Consider the following 25,812-nt stretch of genomic DNA (forward strand, 5'->3'; position numbering starts at 1 on the left):
TACTGGGAGGAATGATATGGCTCTTGAGTTTCAGGGAGTCTCAAAAGTTGTGAACGGCCAGGTGCACATACACCCGACCGACCTGATGCTTCACAGCGGGACAATGAACGTTTTACTGGGCCCGACACTTTCGGGCAAAACCTCGCTGATGCGGTTGATGGCCGGGCTGGACGTGCCCAATACCGGCCGCATCCTCTGGCAGGGCAAGGACGTCACCGGCATGCGGGTGCAGGACCGCAAAGTGGCAATGGTCTATCAGCAGTTCATCAACTACCCGTCGATGAGCGTCTACGACAATATTGCCAGCCCGATGCGGCTGATGGGAAAATCTGCCACTGAGGTGGACAAAGCGGTGCACAAAGCCGCAGATCTGATGCGGTTAAGCCCGTTTCTGGACCGCAAACCGCTGGAACTCTCCGGCGGCCAGCAACAGCGCTGTGCGCTTGCACGCGCGCTGGTCAAAGACGCCGGCCTGGTGCTGCTGGATGAACCGCTGGCCAACCTGGATTACAAACTGCGGGAAGAGCTGCGTTCAGAGATCCCGAAAATCTTTGAAGAAGCCGGATCCATCTTTGTCTATGCCACCACCGAGCCGGAAGAGGCACTGCTGCTGGGCGGCAATACCGCCACCGTGTGGCAGGGCAGGGTGATCCAGTTTGGCCTGACACCGGATGTCTACCGCCACCCGCTGAATGCCACCTCGGCGCGGGTGTTTTCTGATCCGCCGATGAACTTTCTCGAAGTGCGCAAATCCGGCGGCCGGCTGGAGTTCGGCGACGGTCAGTCCGTGGCGGTGACCGGGCCCGCGGCGGCGCTCACCGACGGCATCTACCGCGCCGGTTTCCGCCCCAACCATCTGGAGCTGAACCAGCACGTCAAAGACGCGATGCAGTTCAACACGCGGTTGCATGTGACCGAGATCACCGGCTCTGAGACCTTTGTGCATCTGGAACACCACGGCGAACGCTGGGTCGGTCTGATGCACGGGGTGCAGGACCTGACACTCGGCGCCGATCTGCCGGTCTGGCTGGATCCGGCACATGTTTATCTTTTTGCACAGGACGGCAGCCTTGCGGCACCGGCGTCCTATGCGGTCGCGGCATAAGGGCAGGGACATGGCTAAAATCACACTTGATAACCTGGCACATTCTTATCTGCCCAACCCGGCAAGCGAAGATGACTATGCGCTGAAAGAGCTGAATCACGACTGGACCGATGGTGAAGCCTATGCGCTTCTGGGCGCGTCCGGCTGTGGCAAATCAACGTTGCTCAACATCATTTCGGGTCTGTTACAGCCCAGTCAGGGCCGCATCCTGTTCAACGACAAGGATGTGACACAGGCACCGACAACTGAACGCAACATCGCCCAGGTGTTCCAGTTCCCGGTGGTCTATGACACGATGACCGTGCACGACAACCTGGCGTTCCCGCTGCGCAACCGCGGTGACAGCGCTGATTATATCCGCCAGCGGGTACAGCAGATCGCGACGATGATTGGCATGGAATCTGAGCTCAACCGCAAGGCCCGCGGGCTGACGGCGGATGCCAAACAAAAGATCTCGCTCGGCCGTGGCATGGTGCGCGAAGACGTCAACGCGTTGCTGTTCGATGAACCGCTGACGGTGATTGACCCCCATATGAAATGGGAGCTGCGCACCCAGCTGAAATCGCTGCATCACGAGTTTGGCCACACCATGATCTATGTGACCCATGATCAGACCGAAGCGCTGACCTTCGCCGATAAAGTGGTGGTGATGTATGACGGGCGTGTGGTGCAGATCGGCACGCCGCAGCAACTGTTTGAAACCCCGGAACATACGTTTGTCGGTTATTTCATCGGTTCTCCGGGCATGAATGTTCTGCCCGCCGAGATCAGTGGCACCACTGCACGCATTGGCGATCATACCCTCGAGCTGACGACAGGGTACGGGCCGCTGACCGGCAAGACTGAAATCGGCATCCGGCCCGAATTTGTCACCCTGACCTCGGGGCCGGGGCTGGAGATCCGTATCAAACGGGTGGAGGACGTGGGCCGCCACAAAATCGTGCGCGCGGAGCTGCAGGGCAGGGCGTTCAATATCATTGCCGGCGAAGGCGAAGAAATCAGTGCCGACATGACCCGCGTCCGCTTTGAGACCAAAGCAATCAACGTCTACCAGAACGACTGGCGCGTGACCGGAGATGCCGCATGAGCGCGCTTTTTCTGACCCAGGTGGCCGTCCCGATGACCATCCCGGTGACTTACGCCGACCCCGCCCCGCAGCAGGAGAGCACAGACAATGGATAAAACCGTCAATCAAAAAGCCTGGTTTCTGATCCTGCCGGTGTTGATCCTGGTGGCATTTTCGGCGGTGGTGCCGCTGATGACCGTGGTGAATTATTCGATCCAGGACACCTTTGGCAACAATCAGTTCTTCTGGGTCGGGCTGGAGTGGTTTGAGGACATCCTGTCGTCAGAGCGGATGTGGAATGCGCTTGGCCGCCAGTTGTCCTATTCGGCGATTATCCTGATGATCGAAGTGCCGCTGGGCATTTATGTTGCGCTGCATATGCCCAAGAAAAAGGGTTTCAGCGCCTCGATCTGTCTCGTGCTGATGTCGCTGCCCCTGCTGATCCCGTGGAACGTGGTTGGCACCATCTGGCAGATTTTCGGCCGCGTCGATATCGGCCTGCTGGGCTACACACTCGAAAAGCTCGGCATTTCTTACAACTACACCCAGAACTTCTATGCGGCCTGGTTCACATTGATCATAATGGATGTCTGGCACTGGACCTCACTGGTGGCGCTGCTGGCCTATGCGGGTCTGCAATCCATCCCTGATGCCTATTACCAGGCGGCAAAAATCGATCAGGCCAGCCGCTGGAACGTGTTCCGCTATATCGAGCTGCCGAAAATGCAGGGTGTGCTGATGATCGCCATCCTGCTGCGGTTCATGGACAGTTTCATGATCTATACCGAACCGTTTGTGGTCACCGGCGGCGGGCCGGGCAATGCCACCACCTTCCTGTCGATTGACCTGGTGAAAATGGCGCTGGGACAGTTTGACCTCGGTCCGGCAGCGGCATTCTCGATCATGTACTTCCTGGTGATCCTGCTGATTTCCTGGGTGTTTTACACCGTGATGACAACTCTGGACAAAAGGGATGGCGTATAATGGCTTCGATACCTGCGCAACGCACCCGCCCCCGTTTCAACATCGTGATGGTGCTGTATATTCTGTTCATGTTGCTGCCGATCTACTGGCTGATCAACATGAGCCTGAAAACCAATGCAGAAATCATCTCAACCTTCAGCCTCTGGCCGCAAAACCTGACGTTTGCCAATTATGCCACCATCCTGACCGATTCCAGCTGGTACCTGGGATATGTCAACTCGATGATCTATGTGAGCATCAACATGGTGATCAGCCTCGTGGTGGCGCTGCCGGCAGCCTACGCCTTCAGCCGCTACAGTTTTATGGGCGACAAACACCTGTTTTTCTGGCTGCTGACCAACCGGATGTCACCACCTGCAGTATTCGCGCTGCCATTCTTTCAGCTCTATTCTTCGGTCGGGCTGTTTGACACCCATATTGCGGTGGCACTGGCGCATACCCTGTTCAACGTGCCGCTGGCGGTGTGGATCCTCGAAGGCTTCATGCGCGGCGTGCCAAAAGAGATCGACGAAACCGCCTATATCGACGGCTATTCCTTTCCGCGGTTTTTCGTCCGCATCTTCACCCCGCTGATCTCAAGCGGCATCGGTGTGGCGGCGTTTTTCATCTTCATGTTCTCATGGGTGGAACTGCTGCTGTCGCGCACGCTGACCTCGGTGAATGCCAAACCCATCGCTGCGGTAATGACCCGCACGGTATCGGCTTCTGGCATGGACTGGGGCGTGCTGGCGGCGGCCGGGGTGCTGACCATCCTGCCCGGCGCGCTGGTGATCTATTTCGTGCGCAACCACATTGCCAAGGGCTTTGCCCTCGGCCGGGTTTAAGGAGACACAACATGGCATGGATGGCCTGGACCAACCCGACAATAATTTTCTTTGTCGTCATCGCCTCGCTGATCGGTGGCTTCACCCTGATAGCGATTAAATTTCCTGAAACACCACGTGTCGGTGTTTTGCGGATCGAGACCACACGGGGAGACCGTTTGTTCATCTCCCTGCTCGGCTCGGCTTTTATCAACCTGGCCTGGATCGGGCTGACGGAGGGTATCAGCCAGTGGGGCGCGCTTGTGGTCTGCCTGATTTACGCCACAGCGGTATTTCGCTGGGTGTGAAAACGACCCGGGGAGCTGGCCAACCGGCCCCCGGAAATCTTACAACGGGAGAAAGTAATGAGACTCAATTTTAAATCTACCACAGCGATTGCTTTGGCGCTTATGGCGGCTCCGGCATTTGCGGGTATCGAGGAAGCCAAAGAATTCCTTGATGCTGAAATCGGCGACCTTTCAGTCCTCGACCGCAGCGCCCAGGAAGCCGAAATGCAGTTCTTTATTGACGCTGCTAAACCGTTTGCCGGTATGGATATCCGGGTGGTGTCAGAAACCATCGCCACGCACGAATACGAATCCAAAGTGCTGGCCCCGGCCTTTACTGCCATCACTGGCATCAAGATCACCCATGATCTGATCGGCGAAGGTGATGTGGTTGAAAAACTGCAGACCCAGATGCAGACCGGTGAAAATATCTATGACGCCTATGTCAACGACTCCGACCTGATCGGCACCCACTGGCGTTATCAGCAGGTGCGCAACCTGACCGACTGGATGGCAGGCGAAGGCGCCGACGTCACCCTGGCAACACTGGATGTCGAAGATTTCATCGGCACTTCTTTCACCACTGGTCCGGACGGCAAACTCTACCAGCTGCCAACCCAGCAGTTTGCCAACCTCTACTGGTTCCGTCTCGACTGGTTCACCGATCCGGTTCTGATGGAAGAATTCAAAGCCAAATATGGCTATGATCTCGGTGTGCCGGTGAACTGGTCCGCTTATGAAGATATCGCGGAATTCTTCACCGGTCGTGAGCTGGACGGCCAAACCGTCTATGGCAACATGGACTATGGTAAAAAAGATCCATCCCTTGGCTGGCGCTTTACTGATGCGTGGATGTCGATGGCCGGCATGGGCTCCAAAGGCGAACCCAATGGACTGCCTGTGGATGAATGGGGCATTCGTGTAAACGAAGGTTCCCAGCCAACCGGTTCCTGTGTGGCCCGTGGTGGTGCGACCAACTCGCCTGCGGCTGTCTATGCGATCGAAAAATACACCAGCTGGCTGAACAAATACTCGCCGCCCGCCGCGGCCGGTATGACCTTTGGCGAAGCCGGGCCTGTTCCGGCTCAGGGTGCGATCGCACAGCAAATGTTCTGGTACACCGCCTTTACCGCCAGCATGGTCGGCGAAGGTGCAGAAGCAGTGCTGAATGAGGACGGAACTCCGAAATGGCGCATGGCTCCAAGCCCGCACGGCGCCTATTGGGAAGAAGGCATGAAAATCGGTTATCAGGACGCTGGTTCCTGGACACTGATGAAATCCACCCCGGTGGACCGTGCCAAAGCGGCCTGGCTCTATGCTCAGTTCGTTGTTTCCAAAACGGTTGATCTGAAAAAGTCGCACACTGGTCTGACTTTCATTCGTGAATCGACCATCAACGATGCAAGCTTCACTGAACGTGCCGACAAACTTGGTGGTCTGGTCGAGTTCTACCGCTCACCAGCTCGTGTTCAGTGGTCGCCAACCGGTACCAATGTGCCTGATTACCCCAAGCTGGCTCAGCTGTGGTGGCAGAACATCGGTGACGCTTCCTCAGGTGCAAAAACCGCTCAGCAGGCGCTGGACAGCCTCTGCGCCGAGCAGGAAAAAGTGCTTGCCCGTCTGGAACGCGCCGGCATCCAGGGTGACCTGGGTCCAAAGCTGAATGACGAGATGGACGCTTCCTTCTGGCTGGACCAGCCTGGTTCGCCCAAAGCGAAACTGGCGAACGAAAATCCAGCTCCGCTGACCGTCAGCTACGAAGAACTGCTGGCTTCCTGGAAGTAAGCAGCTGAACGGGGCGCGCCTTTTCTCTCCCTGAGCGCGCCCCGTTTTCATTTGGACATTCTGCCCCGTTTGGCGGAGATTAAGTCCGGAACCAAAGCAGAGCCCGGGGGCCTATGACCTATATTCTTGCCATTGATCAGGGCACCACTTCCAGCCGTGCCATCCTGTTTGACGCCTCCATGCAGATTGCCGCCTCTGCGCAGGAGGAATTCCCCCAGCATTTCCCGCAGCCCGGATGGGTGGAACATGATCCCTCTGATCTCTGGGCCACCACCGCCGGCACCTGTCGCGAAGCGATGGAACGCGCCGGGGTGACGGCCAGTGACATCGCCGGCATCGGCATCACCAATCAACGTGAAACCACTCTGGTCTGGGACCGTCATACCGGCGAGCCCATTCACTATGCCATCGTCTGGCAGGACCGGCGCACCTCTGCGCTGTGCCAACACCTGAAGGCCGGCGGCCATGAGCCGCTGGTGACCGAAAAAACCGGCCTGCTGCTGGACCCGTATTTCTCCGGCACCAAACTGAAATGGCTGCTCGACAATGTGGAAGGCGCCCGTGCCCGCGCCGAGGCCGGCGACTTGCTGTTTGGCACGGTCGACACGTTCCTGATCTGGAAACTGACCGGCGGTGCCGCCCATGTGACAGATGCCACCAACGCGGCACGCACGTTGCTGTATGACATCCGCCTGGGCCGCTGGTCGTCAACCATGTGCAAACTGCTCGACATCCCGATGCAGATGCTGCCCGAAGTCAAAGATTGTGCCGCCGATTTTGGCCACAGCCGCGCCGATCTGTTCGGCGGCGAAATCCCCATTCTTGGCGTCGCCGGCGATCAGCAGGCCGCCACTGTCGGCCAGGCCTGTTTTGCTCCGGGCATGATGAAATCGACCTATGGCACCGGCTGTTTTGCCCTGCTCAACACCGGTGACACTCCGGTGCAATCTGACAACCGGCTGCTGACCACCATCGCCTACCAGCTCGACGGCAAACCGACTTACGCGCTGGAGGGTTCGATCTTTGTCGCCGGCGCGGCGGTGCAATGGCTGCGCGACGGGCTGAAAATCATCCGCGACGCCAGCGAGACCCAGCCGCTGGCACAAGCCTCTGACCCGGCACAACCGGTGATCATGGTGCCGGCCTTTACCGGGTTGGGCGCGCCTTACTGGAATGCCGACTGCCGCGGTGCGGTGTTTGGGCTGACGCGCGGCACCGGGCCGGAAGAATTTGCCCGCGCAGCGCTGGAAAGTGTCGGGTATCAGACCCGCGATCTGCTGGAAGCGATGCAGGCCGACTGGGCCGGGCAGGGTGAAGCGACGCTGCGGGTCGACGGCGGCATGTCTGCCTCTGACTGGGCGATGCAGTTTCTGGCCGATATTATCGGCGCGCCGGTCGACCGGCCCGAAGTTCTGGAAACCACCGCGCTCGGTGTGGCCTGGCTTGCGGGCATGCGCGCGGGGATCTATCCTGACCAGGCAGAATTTTCCCGTACCTGGGCGCTGGAACGCACCTTCACCCCGGACATGGAACCTGGCACACGGGATAATAAATACGCCGCCTGGAAACGCGCGGTAAAAGCAACACTGGACGTATAATGATCGCACCTTTCGGCTTCTCCGCCCCCGCGCGCATCCTGTTTGGCCGTGGCCAGGCAGAGGCGGCCCCCGCGCTTATCAAAACCCTCGGAACCTCAGTGCTGCTGGTGCATGGTGCCAGCCCGCGCCACGGCGCCCCCCTTACCGCCGCGCTGCGTGATCTTGGCTGTATCGTGACCTGCCTTTCCTGCGCCTCAGAGCCGGACCTGGCCATGTTAGAGACCGCAATCGCTGCTGCCGGCCAGCCCGACGTGGTGGTTGCCATCGGTGGTGGCGCGGTGCTCGACATGGGCAAGGCGCTCGCCGCGCTGATCCCGGCGCCCGGCCCGGTGATGCGCTATCTCGAAGTGGTGGGCGAAGGGCGGCGGCTGGAAGTCGCGCCCTTGCCTTTTGTCGCCATGGCCACCACGTCGGGCACCGGCGCCGAAGTTACCAAAAACGCCGTCATCGGCGTGCCCGAAGCCGGGCGCAAAGTCAGCCTGCGCGACAACCGCATGCTGGCGGATCTGGCCATTACCGATCCTGCGCTGACCGACGGCTGCCCCAAATCTGTGACGCTCGCCAGCGGTCTGGACGCGGTGACCCAGGTGATCGAGCCCTATATCTCCAGCAAGTCCAACCCGATGACGGACGCGCTCTGCCGGACCGCCATCCCGATGGGTCTCAGCGCGCTGCGTCAGCTAATGCAGGGCGAAGACCGTACTGCGCGCGATCAGATGTCCTATGTCTCGCTCTGCGGTGGCCTCGCTCTGGCCAATTCAGGCCTGGGCGCGGTGCATGGTCTGGCCGGGGTGATTGGCGGCCAATGTGGCGCCGCCCATGGCGCGGTCTGCGGTGTGCTGCTGCCCCATGTGCTGCGGACCAATGAGCAGGCGGATCCGGACAATGGCCGCATTAAAGAGGTGCGCGGCTGGATCGCCGCCGCCTTTGACGTCGCCCCGGATCAGGCCCTTGACGCCCTGGCCGCGTTTTCCGCTCAAAACGGGTTGCTAAAACTCTCGCAAATGGGGCTGGCAACCGCGGACCATCAAACCGTGGCCGAAGCCGCCGGTGCCTCTTCGTCGATGCGCGGCAACCCGGTACCGCTGTCGGTGGTTCAGTTGATCAACGTGCTTGTTCAGGCGGGTTAGAGCCTGATCACACCCCTTCCAGGATCCAGCGCGCCGCTTTTTCCGCGATCATCAATGTCGGCGCGTTGGTATTGCCGCTGGTGATATTTGGCATGACGGAAGCATCCACCACCCGCAGACCGGCGACACCGCGCACCCGGCAATGGCTGTCACAGACCGCCATCGGATCATCCTCGCGGCCCATTTTGGCGGTGCCGACCGGGTGGAAGATTGTGGTGGCAATGTCGCCCGCCAACCGCGTCAGCTCTTCATCGCTCTGGTATTGCACCCCAGGTTTGAACTCTTCCGGCGCATATTGTGCCAGCGCCGGCTGCGCCACGATCTCGCGCACCTGACGCAGGCTGTCGGCGGCGATTTTACGGTCCGCGTCTGTCGACAGGTAATTGGGTGCAATAAGCGGCGCGTCTGCCGGGTCAGACGAGGCAATCTTTACCGTGCCGCGCGAAGTGGGGTTCAGGTTGCAGACAGAGACGGTAAAGGCCGGAAAAGAATGCAGCGGCTGACCAAAGGCCTCCAGACTCAGCGGCTGCACATGGTATTCCAGATTGGGGTGGGCCTGCCCCGGGTCTGAGCGGGTAAAGGCGCCAAGCTGACTCGGTGCCATCGACATTGGCCCCGACCGCTTCAGCGCATATTCCAGCCCGATTTTGGCTTTGCCCCAGAGCGAACCCGCCATTGTGTTCAGGCTTTTGGCGCCTTTGAACTTATAGACCGCGCGGATCTGCAGATGGTCCTGCAGGTTGGCGCCAACACCGGGCAGATCCTGTTTCACCTCAACGCCCACCGCGTGCAGGTGCGCGGCCGGGCCAATGCCGGAGAGCTGCAGTATCTTGGGTGAATTGATTGCGCCGGCAGCCAGGATCACCTCGCCTGCACTCAGGGAGATCCGTTGCTCTCCCTCGCGTATTTCGACCCCAACACAGCTTAAACTGTCGGCGTTCTCAAGCAACAGCCGGGTGACTTCGACGCCGGTCCGCACGGTCAGATTGCGCCGCGATTTTATGCCGCGCAAAAACGCTTTGGAACTGTTCCAGCGCCAGCCACTGCGTTGATTGACCTCGAAATAGCCGATGCCCAGGTTGTCACCGCTGTTGAAATCCGCGGTTTTTGGCACTCCGGACTGAACCGCGGCCTCTGAGAACGCGTCCAGAATTTGCCAGCGGAGCCGTTGTTTTTCGATGCGCCATTCACCGCCATGCCCATGCAGATCGGAAAAACGGCTATTGCCCTGAGCCGGATCGCTGTCATCCAGCCGGTAATGATCCTCATGGGCTTTGAAATCTTCCAGCACCTGGTCCCAGCCCCAGGACTTATCTGCCAGCGTCCCGGCCCAGCCGTCATAATCGCGGGCCTGGCCGCGCATATAGATCATGCCGTTGATCGAGGAACAGCCGCCCAGCGTCTTGCCACGCGGATAAAGCAACGCGCGGCCGTTCAACCCTGCCGTCGCCTGGGTTTTATACATCCAGTCGGTGCGCTTGTTGCCGATGCAATAAAGATAACCCACCGGGATGTGGATCCAGGGATAGCTGTCACGCGGCCCGGCTTCGATCAGCAACACGGATTTCGAGGGGTCTGCTGACAGGCGGTTGGCCAGCAAACAGCCCGCGGTTCCGGCGCCGACGATGATGTAATCAAATCGTTTTTTATGCATAATCCCCTCCGCACCGCAGGTTAGGATGGCGGTGCGAAAAACGCCATCACTGAATGCAGCCCGCTTGACAGCCTGGCGCCAGGTTGCAACATCTGGGGCGAAAGCGAGGGGCAATGATCTGGATAGCGGTGTTTTTTGGCGGGGCGCTCGGCACCTGGCTGCGGCTGAACCTTGTGGTGCTAAGCGCCGGTGCCGGGGTGTTCAGCGCCACGTTTGTGGTGAATATACTCGCTTGTTTGCTGCTCGGCTGGCTCTTTGGCAAACGCGAAAACATGTCGCCCAATATGCTGGGGTTTGCCCTCGTTGGGTTTTGCGGCGGGCTGTCGACGTTTTCCTCCTTTGCAGCCGGATTAGTCTCTTATTCTGCCAGCGCAGGCACCGCGCTCGCGCTGGTCAGCGCCGGGGTGGAGATCGCCGCCGGACTGTTTGCGGCCATGGCCGGCGGCTGGCTGGCGCAGCAAAGGGCGCGGCTGTGATGTTGCAGCTCCTATTTGCCCTGGGCGGCGGGCTCGGGGCTGTGGCGCGGTTTGGCGCCGGCCATCTGTTGCCGCAGCGCTGGCCACTGGCCACTCTGGTTGTCAATGTGACCGGCTCGTTTCTGCTGGGTGCGCTGTTGGCAGAGGTCGCGGCGCAACCGGGCTACCTCCGGCAGTTGCTGATCGGATTTACCGGCGGTTTCACCACGTTTTCCACTTTTGCCACCCAGACGCTGAACCTGGGCCAGGACCACGCGCTGCGCTACAGGCTGCCTCTGGCTTTGGCCAATGTGGTGCTGAATCTTGCTGGCAGTGTCGCGGCGTTCCGGCTCGGTATGGCGTTGTCCTGATGCGGGCAGGGCGCGCACAGGGCGCCGGTGTCAGGCGGTGCCGAACACTTTACGCGCCAGCAACACCCGGTTGATGCCGGTGACAAAACACAACACCGCGAAAATCCAGGCCAGCGGCACAAACCAGGCCGGAAACAGGCAGATCAGCACAAAAAAGCCGATGGTCTCGGCGCCTTCCAGCAGCCCTCTGCTGAAATAGAGCGACTTGCTTTCTGCGACCCTGGATTTATGTTTTTCCGCCAGAATTGCATAGCCCACATTGCTGGTGCCATTGGCGTAGAAACTGGTCAGCAGGAAGGCGCCGGCGGCGCCATTGCTCGCGGGGTCAAACCAGACAAATGCCATCGGAATGGCGCCATAAAACAGAAAATCACAGGTGACATCGAGGTAGCTGCCAAAGTCGGTGGGCCGGGTGGCACGGGCGACTGCGCCGTCCAGCCCGTCGGCCACGCGCGACAGCAGCAGAATAATCAGTCCGGCGCCGAATTGACCATTGGCAATGAATCCCGCGGACACCAGCCCCAGCGCCAGACCGGCCAGGGTTATGCCGTCGGCCGTCGCGCCCATTGCGGCCAGTTTGCGGCCCTGCCAGTCAAGCGCCGGGTCAATGAGTTTTCGGATCTGAGTGTCAAACATGGCCGGACATTGCGCTGATCCGGCAGCGAATGTCACGGCACAACTTCACAGCATTACGCCATCTGACCGCTTTGTGAGCCCGCGTGTTCAGCGGCGCAGATTAAACAGAGCCAGCAAACGGGCCTGACGCTGAAACGGCGGGCGGTCTGAGGGTGTTTCATTTTGCTTCATCAGCCGCAGCGCCAGCAGCGTGGAGCCGAGGCCAAAAATCAAACCGCCGCTATAGGCGCCGATCAACACCCCCGGCGCGCCAAACCAGGCCGCCCCCAGCAGAGCAAAGGGAATGGTGCCCAGGGTGTGCCGGCCCCAGTTGATCCAGGTGGAATAAAATGGATGGCCCAGGTTGTTATAGGCCGCATTAGAGACGAACATCAGCCCGTTGAAGAAAAATGCCAGCGCCAGCGGGCCGCAGAACAGGTAGATCAGCGTCAGGGTCATGCCTTCGGCGTTGAACAGACCGGCGATCGGGTCGCGCAGCAGGAACAAAAGCAGCGACATGCCAACGACAAACAGCGCCGCAAACAGCGCCGCCGAAGCAAAAGCAGTGCGCACCCGGTCATGGCGTCCGGCGCCAAAATTCTGCCCGATGATCGGCCCGACCGCACCAGAAAGCGCAAACAGTGCGCCAAAGGATATTGGCACCAGCCGGCCGATGATCGCCATGCCGGCGATGGCCTCTTCGCCAAACTGGGCCATAGTGCGGGTGATAAAGGCCTGGCCGACCGGCGTGGCCAGCTGGGTCAGGATCGCCGGGATCGCGATGGCGGCAATGGCAGGGAAATCGACGCCGAATTCTTCCCGGCTTGGTTTTGCAAAACCGCCGTGGTAGCGCAGGATCGGCAGCACCGACATCACCGCAATCGCCACGCGCGAGGCCACTGAAGCCAGCGCTGCGCCGGTCAGATCAAGCCCGAATCCAAAGATCAGCACCGGATCCAGCGCCGCATTCACCGCCCCGGCCGCAAGTGTGGCAAACATCGCGCGCTTGGCATCACCATGGGCGCGCAGGATCGCGCCCCCCACCATTCCGATCAGCAACAAGGGCAGCGAGGGCACAATGATGCGCAGATAAGAGACCGCCAGATCCAGTGTTTCGCCACTGGCGCCCAAAAATGCGGTCAATGGGCGGATATAGACCCAGACCAGCGCCGCAAACACAGCGCCAAAGATCACCCCGTAGAGCAGCGAAGTGGCGGCGCGGCGTTGTGCCATCTGCACGTCTCCCGCGCCCAGGGCGCGCGCCACCAGAGAGCCGGCCGCGATCGCCATGCCTATGCCAAAAGACGTGGTGAAAAACAGGATCGCCCCGGCATAGCCCACTGCTGCCGCCAGTTCGGACTTGCCCAGCATTGAGATAAAAATCATGTCGACAAAATCGACCAGGAACAGCGACATCAGCCCGACCGAGGCGGTCAGTGACATCACCGAAACATGGCGGAACAAATTGCCCTCCAGAAATTTTGCCTGTTCAGCCGCCATGATGCGCCCCTTTCTTAATCCGTCGCTATCTGAACAGAGATGCGCCGTGCCGCCAAGCCGTGATCGCTGCAGGGGCTTCTGTGCAGGGACGCACAACCCGGCGCGCTCGCGCGCGGCGCTGAAGGATCTCCGGCTGGTGCGGCTGTATTGGCAGCGGGAGCTGATGGCGGACAGTGCGCCGCCGGACGTGGAAAAGCTGCAGCGCCACTTGCAGCATCTTGCCGGTGTGAGACAGGATTAAATACCCGATTACACTTCCGCCCCCGGGCGGGCCGGTTCGGGCTGGCACCTGCCGTTCCCGCCTTCCAATTTATTCTGCCTAATTCTATAAGTATTAAAACCAGGGCGGTATCAGGGTCATATGATCATTTCTATTCATATCGGCATGCATTGCTGCCACGAGAGCCTGCTGCTGCAATCTCTGAAAAAGAACCGCGGTCTGTTTGAGCGCGAAAACGTGGCTTTTCCCGCGCCATGGTCTTACCGCAGCTTGTTGGACAATGTGGTGAAACGTCTGGAGGGCGCCGCCGCCGGGGATGCGGCACAGGACCTCGTCTTTGATACGTTGCTGCAACGGGACGATGTGGGGCGGCTGATCCTGACCGATCCCAATTTTGCCTGTGTGCCCGATTATATATTCCGTAGCAGTATGCTGTATGACCGGGTCGGGGAAAAAACTGCAGCGTTGCGCAATCTGTTTCCCGGTCACCCGGTGGAATTGTTCATGTCGATCCGCAATCCGGCGACCTTTATCCCGGATGCGATGAAGGTGAACAACAAGCAGCGCGATTATGGCACGTTCATGCGTAACACCGATCCGGCGTCGCTGCTGTGGTCCGATGTGGTTACACGTATCCGCGACGCGGTGCCCGACGCGCCGCTGACGGTGTGGAGTGATGAAGACACCCCGTTTGTCTGGGGCCAGGTGATCCGCGAGATCGCCGGTCTGGACCCCAAAACCGAGGTGGGCGGTGGCTTTGATGTGCTGGAAGAAGTGTTGCTGCCCGAAGGGCTGACGCGGCTGCAATCCTATCTGAAACAGCATCAGCCGCAGAACGAAATGCAGTTGCGGCGCATCATCGCGGCCTTTCTGGACAAATATGTCCGCGAGGAGGCGCTGGAGACCGAGATCGAACTTCCGGGCTGGACGGTGAAACTGGTGGAGCAGATGACCGAGCGCTATGAAGACGACCTCTTTGCGATCCAGCGCATTCCCGGGGTCAATTTCCTGGCGCCATAAGCCGAAGTCGGGTCTGATCAGAGCGCCTGAAATACCAGGGCAGGGGCTCCGGTTGAGCATGGGCCGTGCCCATTCAGTGTTGAAAATATCAATCCAGACCATGCCGGCGTTACAGCCCGCAGCCCATAAAGGGCCGCAATTTACGGCCCTTTTGTTCGCTTAAATCAGGCCCCTCCGGGCGACGTCAGATCTGATAAATAAAGACGCGGCCCATACCGGCTTCCGCGTGATAGAGATTGTGGCAATGGAAAATCCAGCGCCCCGGGTTGTCGGCGATAAACTCAAAACTCAGCGTCTCTTTTGGCGCCACATTGACCGTATGTTTCAGCGGGATCAGATCCGCATCCGCCCCGGGCGCCAGAACCCGGAAAAAATGCCCGTGCAGGTGCATCGGGTGCCACATGCCGGTCTCATTGCGCATGGTGACCCGCACCCGTTCGCCTTCTTTGATGAAATAGTTCTCGCCCTCACCATAGGGTTTGCCGTCGATCCCCCAGGCGTACTTGCTCATATCCCCGGTCAGGGTCATGTCGATCTGATGCAGCGGACCCTCAGGCAGCACTGTTGAGGTCAGGCTGCGCATGTCACTGTAGGCCAGGCTTTTGGGCCCCCAGACCGGCAGTTCCAGATCGGCCACCGCAGCGGCGCCGGCGGTGTGCAGGACACCCACCGCCTGGCCGGACCCGTCCTGGGCCATCGCATGCAGGGTAAAGGCGCCGGGTTTCTGAATGGTGACGATGACATCATAGGTCTCGCCCATGCCGATCAGCAGATTGTCGATCTCCAGCAGTTCCACTGGCAGCCCGTCCACGTGGGACAGCATCATCTTGTGATCGGCGAGCATGACCTTGAACAGGGTCGAGGCGCCGGCGCCGATGATGCGCAACCGGATCTTTTCGCCCACGGAAACCTCACCGCTCCAGGGTGCATTATTGCCTTTGCCGTTCATCAGGAAACTGGGGTATTTCACATCCGACAGATCGGGCTTTTCCGCCATACCCATACCGGACATCATGTCTTCGCCTTCTTTCAGCTCTTCCATGACGCTTTCAACGTCTTCATGCAGCCAGTCCGACAGGAAAATGACAAAGTCACGGTCATAATCGTGCACCTCATTTTCCGCCTCAATGATAAAGGGGCCGGCGCTGCCAACCTGTTCCTGCAGCCCGGAGTGGGAATGGTACCAGTAGGTGCCGCTTTGCAGCAGCGGGAATTCAGAGACGAGGATCTCTTTGGGCGCAATCGCGGTATGGGATACACCGGGCACGCCGTCCATCACCGCCGGCAACAGCAGACCGTGCCAGTGAATGCTGGTCTCTTCCCCGTCCAGATGGTTCTCGACCTGGGCGCGGAACATCTCGCCTTCGCGCATGCGGATTTCCGGTCCGGGGAAGGTGCCGTTCACCGTCAGGGCCTTCATAGATTTTTCACCGTCAGGATTGAGATCGGTGTCCAAAATTTTCAGCAGGTAATTCACTTTGCGCGGCTTGGGAATGAGCGAAGAAACGGCGCTGGAGGAGGCCAGCGACGTGCGAGCCGCTGCGGTCTGTGCCTGCACGGCCTGACCGGCGCCGATCACGCCGGCTCCCAGACCGGCGGCGCCGGCAAAAAGTACGTTTCTACGATTGATCATTGTCATTGTTGTGGTCCTTCATTGTCTTCCCGCTACAAGAAAGGAACCCAGGCGATCACAAACAACCTGTTGTTTCATCACCTTTTTTTGACAAGTCGTGACAGGGCTTCGCCGCGCTCCAATACAGGCGCGCCCGCAGCACCTCAGGTGCCCGGACCAGGGTCGAGCGACCGGAACAAAACGACAATTAGTGTCGCGCCGCCGCCTGAGCCGGGGTATGAATCCGTCAGGGTTTTGTTGGCGGGCGGCGTTCAGATCTGCCTGACTGATGCCTGTGACTTGCATGCAAATGCCGCCATCAGGATTTTACACCACGTAGGTCTTAGCAGCCTGGCGCATCAAGTCCCCCAGCGGCCCCTCAGGCAGCTGGTCGGTGACAATACTGTCTACGTCAGAGACCGAGCCGAGTGTCACCAGCCCAGTGCGGAAGAATTTAGAGGAATGCACCGCCATGATGGTGGTGGTAGAGCGTTCCATTGCTGTGCGCACATTGGAGACTTCCCAGGGATCATCATCGCCCATTTCACCGTTGGAATCGATGGCGCTGGCGGAAATGACCGAGACATCAAAGCGAAACTTTTTGATGAATTCTGACGAGGGCTCGCCCATCACTGAGCCGTCAATATGGCGCAGAAACCCGCCCGGAATAGCGACGGTAAAATCGGTGCGGTCTTTCAGCAGATAGGCGACACCCACACTATAGGTGACCACTTTCAGATCCTTGCGCTCAAGCAGGGCGGTGGCGACCGCCTCAATTGTGGTGCCGGCATCCAGAAACACCGAATCGCCGTCCCGGACCAGCTCGGCCACTTTCCGGGCAATGCGCAGTTTGACATTGGTCGCCACGCTGCGGCGCCGGACCAGATCGGTGGCCTCCAACTCACCGCTGTAGGCGGCACCGCCATGGGTGCGCCGCAGCAGGTTATTCTGATCCAGCTCCACAATATCGCGCCGGATGGTCTGCTCCGAGACCGACAGATTATGCGCCAAATTCTCGATCGTGTCATAACCCAGGGACCGGATGATCTCCATAATCCGCGACTGCCGTGTACTTTTTTTGCTCACTGACATAGTGTCTCTCTAACCGATTTTCTGTGCCCACAGCATGTAATACATTGGCTTAAACGCTCATTTTCCACTTGATCCGAACCAAATATTGCAGCGCCCGGAAATAATTGTCTGCTTGAAGTGTAATTTTATTGACATGTTCCCGTCAACACTGTGTCATGAAATGTAATAAATATTACAAAACTGACTAGTTCAGTCACGTAACGATAAAAAAAACGCCCGTCGGGCGATAACACGATCTGCAAGGAGGACACTATGTCTCGCACCACCAACAAACCCACTGGTCTGTCACGCCGCGGTTTCATGGGCCGCGCCAGCGCGCTTGGCCTGATGGCCGGCATGACCAGCATCGCCCCCCTGTTCGCAGCCGAGCCTGTTAAGGGCGGCCATTTCGTTCTTGGTCTCAAAGGCGGCGAAAGCACCAACTCCCTGGACCCGGCCCTGTCGCTCAGCCAGGTTATTTTCTCGGTTCTGCGCGGCTGGGGTGAAACCCTTCTGAACGTGGCCCCTGATGGTGGGCTGCACTATCGCCTTGCCGAAAGTGTTGAAGCGTCAAATGGTGGTCAGTCCTGGCACTTTACCATCCGCCAGGGTGTGAAATTCCACAACGGCGAAACCCTGACCGCACAGGATGTGCTGAAAACCATGGAACGTCATTCCAATGATGATTCCAAATCCGGCGCGCTTGGCATCATGCGTGGCATCGAAAGCATGTCCGTTGACGGTGACGTCTTTACCGTCAACCTGACCACCGCCAGCTCGGATCTGCCTTATCTTCTGGCCGATTACCACCTGGTAATTCAGCCCAACGGCGGCATCGACGACCCGACCGCTGGTATCGGTACAGGCCCTTACAGAATCACTGAAAACGAGCCTGGCGTCCGTCACGCATTCGAAAAATTCGCCGATTACTGGGATGACAGCCGCGGTCACTATGACAGCTACGAAATCCTGGTCATCAACGATGACACCGCCCGCGCCGCTGCGCTGCAGTCCGGTCAGGTCCATGCGATCAACATGGTTTCGCCAAAAACCGCGAACCTGTTTGGCCGCGCCCCGGGTATCAGCATTGAGCCAACCTCCGGCCGTGGACATTATGTCTTCGTCATGCACACCGACACAGCGCCCTTTGACAACAAAGACCTTCGTCTGGCGCTGAAATACGCGATCAACCGCGAAGAAATGGTCGAAAAAGTTCTCAATGGTTATGGCGCTGTTGGCAACGATACACCGATCAACGATGCGTATCCGCTGTTTGATGAAACCATCCCACAGCGTGCGTTCGATCTGGACAAGGCGCGTGAACATTACGCTGCTTCCGGCCATGATGGTTCGCCGATCATTCTGCGCGTATCTGAAGCGGCCTTCGCCGGGGCGCTGGACGCCGCTGCGTTGTTCCAGCAAAGCGCACGTGCTGCCGGCATCCCGCTGGAGATCAAACGTGAGCCTGCAGATGGTTACTGGTCCGAAGTCTGGAACAAACAGCCGTTCGCTGCGTCTTACTGGGGTGGTCGTGCGGTGCAGGATCAGATGTATACCACAGCCTATCTGTCCACCGCTGACTGGAACGACACTCGTTTCAAAAACGCCGAATTTGACGCCATGCTGCTGCAGGCACGCGCCGAACTGGACGTGGGCAAACGCAAGGATATCTACGGCCAGATGGGGCGTATGCTCAACGAAGAGGGCGGCCTGATCAACCCGATGTTCAACCAGTTCATCGACGGGCTTCAGTCGAAAGTTACCGGTTGGGAAGCCAACCCCAACGGTGAACAGATGGACGGGTTCACCGCCATCAAGACCTGGTTCGAATAAGCGGGATCTGAACCATGTCCCCCATTGTCCTTAAACTTGTGTCCCAGCGTATCGCGCTGGGACTTATGCTGCTGCTCGCAGCCTCTGCTCTGATATTCGCCGGGACGCAGATTTTGCCCGGCGATGTCGCCCAGTCTATTCTGGGACAGTCAGCCACTCCCGAAGCGCTGGAAAACCTGCGCCGCGATCTGGGGCTGAATGAACCGGCGCTCACCCGGTATTTCAACTGGTTGAGTGATGCGCTGCGCGGTGATCTTGGCACGGCTCTGACCAATGGCAAGGACATTGCGGACTCCATGTCTGGTCGCCTTCAAAACACGCTGTTCCTGGCGGCCAGCGCGGCGGCGGTCTCGGTGCCGCTCGCCATCTTCCTTGGGCTTCTGGCGGTGCAGTTTCGCAACCGCTGGCCCGACAAACTGATTTCTGCGGTGACTCTGGCCACCATTTCGGTGCCGGAATTCATCCTCGGATATGTGATCATGTATGTGGTCGCGGTAAAACTGCGCTGGCTGCCTTCGGTCTCTATCCTGCGCCCTGGCATGGATTTCGGTGACAAGCTTGAAGCCATCGCCATGCCGGTGATCGTGCTGACCTTTGTGGTGTTGGCACATATGATGCGCATGACCCGCGCGGCGATCCTGAACGTGATGGAATCCGCCTATATCGAAACCGCAGAGCTCAAGGGCCTGTCGGCGTTCCAGACCATTTTCCGCCATGCGATGCCCAACGCAATCTCGCCAATCGTCAACGTGGTGATGCTGAACATGGCCTATCTGGTGGTCGGTGTCGTCGTGGTTGAAGTGGTGTTTGTCTATCCCGGCATGGGGCAATACCTGGTTGACCACGTGGCCAAACGCGATGTGCCGGTGGTTCAGGCCAGCGGTCTGGTCTTTGCATCCGTCTATATCGTGCTCAACACGCTGGCCGATATCATTGCCATCCTGGCCAACCCAAGACTGAGGCACCCAAAATGATGCGCATCCCAACAAGTGCTCTGATCGGGCTCATTCTGACCTCCGCCTTTTTTCTGATGGCGCTGTTTGCCCCCTGGCTGGCCCCCTACGGGGTCGGCGAAGTGGTCGGCGACGTCTGGGAACCGGCCTCGTGGGAATTCCTCTTTGGCACCGACGGCATCGGCCGTGATCTGCTGTCGCGGATGATTTACGGCGGCCGCACCACGATTTTTGTCGCCTCGGCGGCCACGATCCTCTCCTTCACGCTCGGCACTACGCTGGCGCTCAGCGCGGTGGTGATCGGCGGCTGGACCGATATGCTGCTGTCGCGCTTTATTGATCTGATCATGTCGATCCCGACGCTGATTTTTGCCCTGGTGGTGCTCTCGGTCGTGCCGGTGACCCTGCCGGTGCTGATCCTGGTGATGGGTCTGCTCGATACTACACGGGTCTATCGCCTGGCGCGCGCTGTGGCGGCCGATGTCAATGTGATGGACTACGTCGAAGCCGCCCGCCTGCGTGGCGAAGGCACCCGCTGGATCGTATTCCGCGAAATCCTGCCCAACGTCTTGTCGCCGCTGGTGGCCGAACTGGGCATGCGGTTCATCTTTATGGTGCTGTTTGTTTCTACGCTCTCGTTCCTCGGCCTTGGCATTCAGCCGCCGGATGCGGACTGGGGTGGCATTGTGAAAGACAACAAAGAAGGTCTGGTTTACGGCGTTCCGGCCGCGCTGCTGCCCGCTGTTGCCATCGCCAGCCTGGCGATTTCCGTCAACCTCGTGGCTGACTGGGTGCTGTCGCGCACCACCAGCCTGAAAGGAGGCCGCTGATGTCTGAGTATTTGTTGAAGGTCAAAGACCTCAAAATCGGCGCCCATGTGATGCCGCCCAATGAAAAGCCCTTTGATATCGAGATCGTCCACGGCGTCAGTTTTGACCTCGAAAAAGGCAAGGTTTTGGGGCTGATCGGAGAATCCGGTGCTGGTAAATCCACCATCGGCCTCTCTGCGCTCGCTTATGGTCGCGGCAGTGTGTCGATCACCGGTGGCGAGGTCCATGTCAACGGCCGCGATATTCTCACCGGTGACAAGACTCTGCTGCGCAGCCTGCGCGGTCATGAGGTCACCTATGTGTCGCAATCTGCCGCCGCTTCTTTCAACCCGTCAAAAAAGATCCTCGAGCAGGTGATCGAGAGCTGTATACGCCACAAGCTTTGCTCTGATTCCGAGGCAAAATCGCGCGCCATCGCGCTGTTCGATCAGTTGGGCCTGCCCGATCCGGCGACATTTGGCGACCGCTACCCGCACCAGGTCTCCGGCGGCCAGTTGCAGCGCGCGATGACCGCGATGGCGCTTTGTCCTAAACCCGATCTGGTGATTTTTGACGAACCGACCACCGCGTTGGATGTGACCACTCAGATCGACGTGCTGGCGGCGATCAAACGGGCGATCCACCAGACCGGCGTCGCGGCGCTCTATATCACCCATGACCTCGCGGTCGTGGCCCAGGTTTCCGACCACATCATGGTGCTGCAACAGGGCAAAACCGTCGAATATGGCACGGTGGACCAGATCATCAACACCCCGAAAGAAGCCTATACCCAGGCGCTGGTGGCGGTGCGCTCCATTGAGCACGAGGAAAAACAACCGACCGCGACGCCGGTCCTGCTGGTTGAAGGCATTTCCGCCCGCTATCCAAGGGTCAAATCCGACGTGCTGTCTGACGTCTCTGTGGAACTGCACCCGGGCCAGACCCTGGCCGTGGTCGGGGAATCCGGTTCGGGCAAATCAACACTGGCGCGGGTGATCACCGGCCTGTTGCCGCCCCGCAGCGGCAAAGTGATTTTTGACGGGCGCGAGTTGTCATCGGCGCTGGCGGAGCGCAGCGGCGAAGACCTGCGCGAATTGCAGATGATCTATCAGATGGCCGACACCGCGATGAACCCGCGCCAGACCATCGCCAATATCATCGGCCGGCCGCTCGAGTTGTATTTCGGGCTGAAAGGTGCGGAAAAAGACAAACGTATCAACGAGTTGTTGGAAGAGATCGAAATGGGACAGGAGTTCCGCAACCGCTATCCGGCGGAACTCTCCGGCGGTCAGAAACAACGGGTCTGCATTGCCCGCGCGCTTGCAGCAAAACCGAAACTGATCATCTGTGATGAGGTCACCAGCGCGCTCGACCCGCTGGTTGCCGACGGCATTCTGAAACTGTTGCTCGACCTGCAGAAAATCGAAGGCGTCAGCTATCTCTTCATCACCCATGACCTTGCCACCGTGCGTGCCATCGCCGATTCCATCGCGGTGATGCACCAGGGCAAAGTGGTGCGCTACGGATCCAAATCCAAAGTACTGGCGCCGCCCTTTGACGACTATACCGACCTCTTGCTGTCTTCGGTGCCAGAAATGAAAATCGGCTGGCTCGAAAACGTGATCGCACATCGCAAAATGGAAAGCGCTGGCAACTGATGAACAACAAACTGCTGCTGATTATTCTGGACGGTGTGCCCTGGCGCAACTGGCGCTCAGTGTTTGGCAATCTCGAAGGCTGGGTCGACTCGGGCGACGCTCAGGTGTGGAAAATGCGGGCGGTGCTGCCGTCGATATCGGCCTCCTGTTATGCCTCGATCCACACCGGCGTGGCACCTGCGGTGCACGGCTCGACTGGCAATACCAACGTGTTCCGTATCAATATGCCCGACATCTTTTCCCAGGTGCGGCTGGCGGGCGGCACCACCGGTGCAGTCACCCATTCGTTCTGGTCGGAGTTTTTCAACCGTTCCCCGTTTGATCCGGTGCGCGACATTGAATATGACGAACCCGAAAGCACCTCAATCAACCACGGCCGCTTTCACACCATGGCGGGCTATGGCCATAACAATCAGATGACGCCGTCTGACGCCGATCTGTTTGCCACCCTGACCATGCTGTCGGAACGCTTTGACCTGAATTATGGCATCTTGCACACCTGCACCCTGGATTCGATGGGCCACCGGTTTGCCCATGAATGCACGCCGATGGATCACGCCTGTTTTGTGATGGATGAGATGCTGGCGCCTTATATCACCCGCTGGCGTGACGCCGGCTATGAGGTCATCGTCACCGCCGACCACGGCCAGAACGAGCGTGGCCACCACGGCGGCCGCGGCGAGACCCAGCAGGACTTCGCGCTGTATTATTTCGGCCCGGCCAAAGGTCCGGACAGCGGCACGTTGCTGGATCAGCGCCAACTCGCCCCCACCATCCTGTCGCGTCTCGGCGCGCCGGTGCCCGACTCGATGAAAGCCGGCTCTTTCCTGACAGAAGAATAACCATGAACAATCTCAGCAACTATAAAGCCGTCCTTTTTGACAAGGACGGCACCCTGTTTTCGTTTGACGCTGCCTGGTCAGTGTTTTGTGACCGTATGCTGGAGCATCTGGCCCCAGGAGATGAGACCCTGAAGGACAAGATGGCGCAGACGGTTGGCTATCAGCGCGCCAGTGGCAGTTTTATCGCCGGCTCTCTGATCGTGAACGCCAGTGCAGACGAGGTGAACGCCGCCTGGTCCGCGCTGGCCCCGGGCCATGATCTGGCACAGGTTGACGCGCTCGCCCGCGCGGAAACCAAAGCGCTGCCGGCGGTGCCACTGTTCGATCTCACCGATGTAATGGGGTCTTTGCGCCAGATGGGGCTGAAACTCGGCGTCGCCACCAATGATATTGAGGCCGGCGCCCTCAGCCAGCTCAACGCGGTCAACGCGCTGGCTTTGTTCGACTTTGTTTGCGGTTCTGACAGCGGTTACGGCCGCAAACCAGGCACCGGTATGGTCGACGCATTCTGTGCGCAAACCGGGATCAAAGCGGAAGAGGTGATCTTTGTCGGTGACAGCACCCATGACATCGACTGCGGCGTAAACGCCGGTGTTGGTCTCTGTGTCGGGGTTCTGACGGGCCCCGCCACTGCGGAACAGCTGGCAGAGACCGACGCGGTGGTGCTGCCCTCTGTCGCCAGCCTGCCCGGCTACCTGAACGAGGCCAACGGCGCCGCCGCTTAGCTGCAGGATTAACGTCCTGACTTCGGTATTAAGCCCCAGGCAGCGGTAAAAAGACAGGGTCGCGCCTGACCTCCCCTTTGGGGAAGTCAGGCGCGACCCGGCGGTGCCAGGGCAAAAATATTGCGATGTCAGTTATACCCGCCACAGAAAGTCAATCCGGTTTGCGGACATAACATTCTCAAGGCTGGACCGCGTTTTACCGGCCGGATCAACGGGTTTTGATTGTCCGGCTGAGGACCCATAAATCCAGCAGTTCTTACGCGAATGCTGCGCAGATTTTGCTACGCGGCGACCATCGTGACGCGCAGGCCAGGCGCAGTTGGGGCGCGGCGATGCAGCAGTAACCGGCCCTTTATGAAAAACCGGATTTCCGCAGGCATGCCGCCAGCCACAGCCCGGGAGCTGTTGGAATCCTGGCGTCCCGGGTGATTATATCCGGGACATTTAGCTGATCTGGTGCAGCGCCAGTGACGCGGGCATCCATCAAACACTCCGGTTTGCGCCTGTCAGCGGAACTCGTGTCTGAGCAGTCCTGCAGCGATGCTTCACGCGCGCGAATTGCTCCGGATCTCAGTCTTCAGGCTGGCCTCTTAGCGCAATAAGTTCTATTCGTGCGTACTTCTCATGTTGATAAGGTTTTCTGCTCATGCCCACCCTGAAACAGTTGCGCTATTTTGATGCGGTGGCCCGGCTCGGACATTTTGGCCGCGCCGCGGATCTTTGCTCGGTGACCCAGCCGGCGCTGTCGATGCAGATCAAGGAACTGGAAACTGAGCTGGGTGTGCGTCTGCTGGAACGGTTGCACGATGGGGCAAGGCTGACCGCCGCCGGCATTGAAATCGCCACCCGTGCCGCCGGAGTGTTAACGGCGATGCAGGACCTGGTCCAGACGGCGCACCAAAGCCGCGGCCCGCTGTCCGGCCCGCTGCGCCTGGGGGTGATCCCGTCGGTTGCGCCCTATCTTTTGCCCGGCCTGTTGCCGCTTCTGCGCCGGGATTTTCCTGAAATGTCGCTGCAGATCCGCGAGACCCAGACCGCACCGCTGCTGCAGGAACTCAAAGACGGCCGTCTTGATCTGCTGCTGCTGGCGCTGCCGATCGAGGAAAAGGGCGTGCAGACCCTGCACCTGTTTGACGATCCGTTCATGCTGGCGGTGCCCGTCGCCACCCCGGACCCGCGGCAGCCCGACACCCCGGCAGAACTGCTGCGGGATGAGCCGCTGCTGCTGCTGGAAGAGGGCCATTGTTTCCGCGACCAGGCGCTGGCATTTTGTCAGCTGCGCAATATTGGCCAGATCGACACCTTTGGCGCCTCAACGCTGGCAACAGTCATTCAGATGGTGGCCAATGGCATGGGGGTGACCTTTTTGCCGGAAATGGCGGTGCCAGTGGAATCCCACACCGAAAATATCCGCCTGCTGGCAATGGATGCGCCGGCCCCCAGCCGTGAAATTGGCCTGGCCTGGCGCAGTTCCGCCCCGGGTGCGGCCGGGTATGAGTTGCTGGGCCACACCATCCGCGAAGCTCATGACGCGCTGAAAATCAACTTGCCCGGCGCGGCGGCCTGATGGCCTGATTCTGGTGGTCTTTAGCTGCCAGTCATCCGGCAGTCCGGTATTTGGTATCTGGTAAGAGTGGCCGGATTCGAACCGGCGACGACGGCCCTTATAAGGGGACCCGCTCTGCCACTGAGCTACACTCCCTCAATCTAAAAGAA

23 protein-coding genes and 1 tRNA gene are annotated in these 25,812 nt (G+C 59.3%); 18 read left to right on the plus strand and 6 right to left on the minus strand.

What is annotated here, in order from left to right; translation table 11 throughout:
- Positions 1 to 16 precede the first annotated feature (16 nt).
- The 8 genes from DWA01_RS21135 (at position 17) to DWA01_RS21170 (ending at position 8,758) form a co-directional block, all read left to right on the plus strand.
- Entirely contained in the window at positions 17 to 1,105 is a 1,089-nt protein-coding gene (locus DWA01_RS21135) for an ABC transporter ATP-binding protein (RefSeq protein ID WP_114287793.1), read from the plus strand.
- A 10-nt stretch (positions 1,106 to 1,115) separates the two neighbouring features.
- Positions 1,116 to 2,192 (plus strand): ABC transporter ATP-binding protein, encoded by a 1,077-nt coding sequence (locus DWA01_RS21140; protein WP_114287794.1) that lies wholly within the window; start codon positions 1,116 to 1,118, stop codon positions 2,190 to 2,192.
- Between the two features lie 87 nt (positions 2,193 to 2,279).
- The gene (locus DWA01_RS21145; RefSeq protein ID WP_114287795.1) at positions 2,280 to 3,155 is read left to right on the plus strand and encodes a carbohydrate ABC transporter permease; all 876 of its coding nucleotides are present in this window, start codon (positions 2,280 to 2,282) and stop codon (positions 3,153 to 3,155) included.
- Complete coding sequence (locus DWA01_RS21150) at positions 3,155 to 3,979, plus strand: carbohydrate ABC transporter permease (protein WP_114287796.1); 825 nt, start codon at positions 3,155 to 3,157, stop codon at positions 3,977 to 3,979. The genes DWA01_RS21145 and DWA01_RS21150 overlap by 1 nt, the downstream gene beginning before the upstream one ends.
- An 11-nt stretch (positions 3,980 to 3,990) precedes the next feature.
- Complete coding sequence (locus tag DWA01_RS21155; protein ID WP_114287797.1) at positions 3,991 to 4,266, plus strand: DUF2160 domain-containing protein; 276 nt, start codon at positions 3,991 to 3,993, stop codon at positions 4,264 to 4,266.
- Between the two features lie 57 nt (positions 4,267 to 4,323).
- Positions 4,324 to 6,030: an ABC transporter substrate-binding protein gene (locus DWA01_RS21160; protein ID WP_114287798.1), complete on the plus strand. Its 1,707-nt coding sequence runs from the start codon at positions 4,324 to 4,326 to the stop codon at positions 6,028 to 6,030.
- Between the two features lie 113 nt (positions 6,031 to 6,143).
- Entirely contained in the window at positions 6,144 to 7,628 is a 1,485-nt protein-coding gene (gene glpK, locus DWA01_RS21165) for a glycerol kinase GlpK (protein WP_114287799.1), read from the plus strand.
- A gap of 2 nt (positions 7,629 to 7,630) precedes the next feature.
- The gene (locus DWA01_RS21170) at positions 7,631 to 8,758 is read left to right on the plus strand and encodes an iron-containing alcohol dehydrogenase (protein ID WP_114287823.1); all 1,128 of its coding nucleotides are present in this window, start codon (positions 7,631 to 7,633) and stop codon (positions 8,756 to 8,758) included.
- Between the two features lie 7 nt (positions 8,759 to 8,765).
- On the opposite strand, the gene DWA01_RS21175 is transcribed toward DWA01_RS21170, so the two are convergent.
- Positions 8,766 to 10,412: a GMC family oxidoreductase gene (locus DWA01_RS21175; protein WP_114287800.1), complete on the minus strand. Its 1,647-nt coding sequence runs from the start codon at positions 10,410 to 10,412 to the stop codon at positions 8,766 to 8,768.
- Between the two features lie 113 nt (positions 10,413 to 10,525).
- Here DWA01_RS21175 and DWA01_RS21180 point away from each other — a divergent pair, with 113 nt between their 5' ends.
- Both DWA01_RS21180 and DWA01_RS21185 read left to right on the plus strand, forming a co-directional pair.
- A complete protein-coding gene (locus DWA01_RS21180; RefSeq protein WP_114287801.1) occupies positions 10,526 to 10,888 on the plus strand; it encodes a fluoride efflux transporter FluC in 363 nt (120 codons plus the stop codon).
- Positions 10,888 to 11,238, plus strand: coding sequence for a fluoride efflux transporter FluC (locus DWA01_RS21185; protein WP_200832638.1), 351 nt, complete (start codon positions 10,888 to 10,890; stop codon positions 11,236 to 11,238). The genes DWA01_RS21180 and DWA01_RS21185 overlap by 1 nt, the downstream gene beginning before the upstream one ends.
- 30 nt (positions 11,239 to 11,268) lie before the next feature.
- Here DWA01_RS21185 and DWA01_RS21190 read toward each other — a convergent pair whose 3' ends face one another.
- Together DWA01_RS21190 and DWA01_RS21195 are read right to left on the minus strand one after the other, a co-directional pair.
- Entirely contained in the window at positions 11,269 to 11,874 is a 606-nt protein-coding gene (locus DWA01_RS21190; RefSeq protein WP_114287802.1) for a CDP-alcohol phosphatidyltransferase family protein, read from the minus strand.
- 87 nt (positions 11,875 to 11,961) lie between these two features.
- Positions 11,962 to 13,353, minus strand: coding sequence for an MATE family efflux transporter (locus DWA01_RS21195; RefSeq protein WP_114287803.1), 1,392 nt, complete (start codon positions 13,351 to 13,353; stop codon positions 11,962 to 11,964).
- A 361-nt stretch (positions 13,354 to 13,714) separates the two neighbouring features.
- Here DWA01_RS21195 and DWA01_RS21205 point away from each other — a divergent pair, with 361 nt between their 5' ends.
- Entirely contained in the window at positions 13,715 to 14,593 is an 879-nt protein-coding gene (locus DWA01_RS21205; protein WP_114287805.1) for a hypothetical protein, read from the plus strand.
- Positions 14,594 to 14,777: 184 nt separating this feature from the next.
- Here DWA01_RS21205 and DWA01_RS21210 read toward each other — a convergent pair whose 3' ends face one another.
- On the minus strand, positions 14,778 to 16,232 hold the full coding sequence (locus DWA01_RS21210; RefSeq protein WP_114287806.1) for a multicopper oxidase family protein: 1,455 nt from the start codon (positions 16,230 to 16,232) through the stop codon (positions 14,778 to 14,780).
- A 300-nt stretch (positions 16,233 to 16,532) separates the two neighbouring features.
- Entirely contained in the window at positions 16,533 to 17,297 is a 765-nt protein-coding gene (locus tag DWA01_RS21215; RefSeq protein WP_114287807.1) for a DeoR/GlpR family DNA-binding transcription regulator, read from the minus strand.
- A gap of 252 nt (positions 17,298 to 17,549) precedes the next feature.
- Here DWA01_RS21215 and DWA01_RS21220 point away from each other — a divergent pair, with 252 nt between their 5' ends.
- The 7 genes from DWA01_RS21220 to DWA01_RS21250 all read left to right on the plus strand — a co-directional run bounded on the left by DWA01_RS21220 (position 17,550) and on the right by DWA01_RS21250 (position 25,663).
- Complete coding sequence (locus DWA01_RS21220) at positions 17,550 to 19,109, plus strand: ABC transporter substrate-binding protein (RefSeq protein WP_114287808.1); 1,560 nt, start codon at positions 17,550 to 17,552, stop codon at positions 19,107 to 19,109.
- Between the two features lie 14 nt (positions 19,110 to 19,123).
- The gene (locus tag DWA01_RS21225; protein WP_114287809.1) at positions 19,124 to 20,083 is read left to right on the plus strand and encodes an ABC transporter permease; all 960 of its coding nucleotides are present in this window, start codon (positions 19,124 to 19,126) and stop codon (positions 20,081 to 20,083) included.
- Entirely contained in the window at positions 20,080 to 20,892 is an 813-nt protein-coding gene (locus DWA01_RS21230) for an ABC transporter permease (protein ID WP_114287810.1), read from the plus strand. Before DWA01_RS21225 ends, DWA01_RS21230 begins: the two co-directional genes overlap by 4 nt.
- Positions 20,892 to 22,529 (plus strand): ABC transporter ATP-binding protein, encoded by a 1,638-nt coding sequence (locus DWA01_RS21235; RefSeq protein WP_114287811.1) that lies wholly within the window; start codon positions 20,892 to 20,894, stop codon positions 22,527 to 22,529. Before DWA01_RS21230 ends, DWA01_RS21235 begins: the two co-directional genes overlap by 1 nt.
- Positions 22,529 to 23,371 (plus strand): alkaline phosphatase family protein, encoded by an 843-nt coding sequence (locus DWA01_RS21240; protein ID WP_114287812.1) that lies wholly within the window; start codon positions 22,529 to 22,531, stop codon positions 23,369 to 23,371. Before DWA01_RS21235 ends, DWA01_RS21240 begins: the two co-directional genes overlap by 1 nt.
- A gap of 2 nt (positions 23,372 to 23,373) precedes the next feature.
- Positions 23,374 to 24,096, plus strand: a complete 723-nt coding sequence (locus DWA01_RS21245; protein ID WP_114287813.1) for an HAD family hydrolase — start codon at positions 23,374 to 23,376, stop codon at positions 24,094 to 24,096.
- Between the two features lie 646 nt (positions 24,097 to 24,742).
- Entirely contained in the window at positions 24,743 to 25,663 is a 921-nt protein-coding gene (locus tag DWA01_RS21250) for a LysR substrate-binding domain-containing protein (protein ID WP_114287814.1), read from the plus strand.
- A 58-nt stretch (positions 25,664 to 25,721) separates the two neighbouring features.
- Here DWA01_RS21250 and DWA01_RS21255 read toward each other — a convergent pair.
- Positions 25,722 to 25,798, minus strand: a tRNA-Ile gene (locus DWA01_RS21255).
- Between the last annotated feature and the right edge of the window lie 14 nt (positions 25,799 to 25,812).

It is taken from the genome of Candidatus Halocynthiibacter alkanivorans (assembly GCF_003333265.1).
GTDB lineage: Bacteria > Pseudomonadota > Alphaproteobacteria > Rhodobacterales > Rhodobacteraceae > Halocyntiibacter_A > Halocyntiibacter_A alkanivorans.